Source organism: Jatrophihabitans lederbergiae, from assembly GCF_031845305.1.
In the GTDB taxonomy this organism is placed as follows: Bacteria; Actinomycetota; Actinomycetes; order Mycobacteriales; family Jatrophihabitantaceae; genus Jatrophihabitans_A; species Jatrophihabitans_A lederbergiae.
The window spans coordinates 1-1,653 of record NZ_JAVREH010000151.1; the positions used below are offsets into that span (position 1 = coordinate 1).

General features: G+C 66.9%; 2 protein-coding genes. One reads left to right on the forward strand and one right to left on the reverse strand.

The window, feature by feature from the left end; translation table 11 throughout:
* Nucleotides 1–619 (reverse strand): LysR family transcriptional regulator (locus RM423_RS24635; RefSeq protein ID WP_311425677.1); only part of this gene is annotated, 619 nt, incomplete at its 3' end.
* Nucleotides 620–758: 139 nt separating this feature from the next.
* On the opposite strand from RM423_RS24635, the gene RM423_RS24640 reads away from it, so the two are divergent.
* Nucleotides 759–1,652, forward strand: coding sequence for an MBL fold metallo-hydrolase (locus RM423_RS24640; protein WP_311425678.1), 894 nt, complete (start codon nt 759–761; stop codon nt 1,650–1,652).
* The last annotated feature ends 1 nt before the right edge of the window (nt 1,653 follow it).

Consider the following 1,653-nt stretch of genomic DNA (forward strand, 5'->3'; position numbering starts at 1 on the left):
TGCCGTTCCAGTAGGCGCGCCAGAGGGAATCGGTTCCCTCAGGCAGTTGGAACCACCGCCGATCGGCAAGGTCGCGCAGGTGCAGGGTGTCGCGTCGGGCGAGCGGGTCGTCGGTGCGCAGGACCACTCCGACGGGGTCCGAGCGCAGTACGTGGGTGCTGATTCCGGTTGCGTCGAACGGTGCGCGGGTGAGAGCGACATCGACGAGGCCGGCGCGCAGACCCGTGGTCGGGTCGGTGAGGTCGGCTTCACGGATACGGACGTTGACTTCGGGGTGACGCTGGCGAAAGGCGGTGGCGAGGCGGGTACCAGCATGTTCGGCGCTGTCGGCGAGGATGCCGATGGTGATGGTGGCAGTGCCCGCTGCCGCCCCGACCCGGGCGCGTACCTGTTCCGCCTGTTCCAGCAGCGTGCGAGCCTCGTCGTAGAGCACGGTTCCAGCGGCGGTGAGCGTGACTCCGATGGGGGAGCGGTGTAGCAGGACGGCGCCGAGTTCGGTCTCCAGCGCCTTGATGGCTCGGCTCAGCGGCGGCTGAGTCATGTGCAGCCGGACGGCAGCGCGGCCGACATGGCGTTCCTCGGCGACGGCTATGAAGTAACGCAGCGAGCGTAGGTCCATCGCCGGCGACGATACCCGCACGGTATCGGAAGTGCGGATTCGGTGTTGGACGCCTCGAGGATTCCGCGATGGACTGGAGTCGATCCGATCGACCGCGGGAAGACCACGTGGCGATCATCGCTTCCAGGGAGTTGACGTCATGGCTGAATACGTGCTGCCCGATCCCGTTGTGCAGATCGCGGGGGTACAGGAAGTCGCTCGCGATCTGGTGGTGATTCCGAACCGCCGCGTGCAACTGGTGCCCAACATCGGCGTCATCGGTGGCGCACACTCCGTGCTGGTGATCGACACCGGAATGGGTCCGCGCAACGCGGAGAAGGTGCTCGAGTTCGCGGCCGACTACGCAGGAGGCCGCGAGCTGTATCTGACCACAACGCATTTTCACCCGGAGCACGCGTTCGGCGCGCAGGTGTTCGCCGGCGAGGCGACGTTCTTGATCAACCGGGCGCAGGCGGAGGACCTGGCCATGAAAGGCGCCGGTTACCTCAAGATGTTCGCAGGCCTCGGTGAACCGGTCGCCCGGCAGTTGCAGGGCGTCGAGCTGGCCACTGCGGACGTTGTCTATGACCACTCTTACGACCTCGACCTGGGTGGCCGGGTAGTCCAACTGCGGGCCACCGGCCGGGCACACAGCAAGGGCGACCAGGTGGTGACGGTGCCCGACGCCGGGGTGATGTTCACCGGCGATCTGGTGGAGGCCGGGCAGTTCGCGATCTTCCCGTGGTTCCCGCCGCACGACACCGACGTGTCCGGCATGCGCTGGATCGCGGTGATGCAGCGGCTGATCGCCGAGAGGCCGCAGGTGGTGGTGCCCGGGCACGGCGACGTCGGCGGTCCGCGATTGTTGGCCGATGTCGGTGATTACCTTGAGCTGCTGCGTGACGAGACCTGGGTGCGCCGTGACTCTTCGATGAGCGAGGAGACGATCGTCGACGAGGTCCGAGCACTGATGATCGAGCGGCACCCGGACTGGTCCGGGCAGGAATGGATCGAGCAGGGGGTGGGCTGCTTGTGCGCCGAGCATGTGGCGTGAC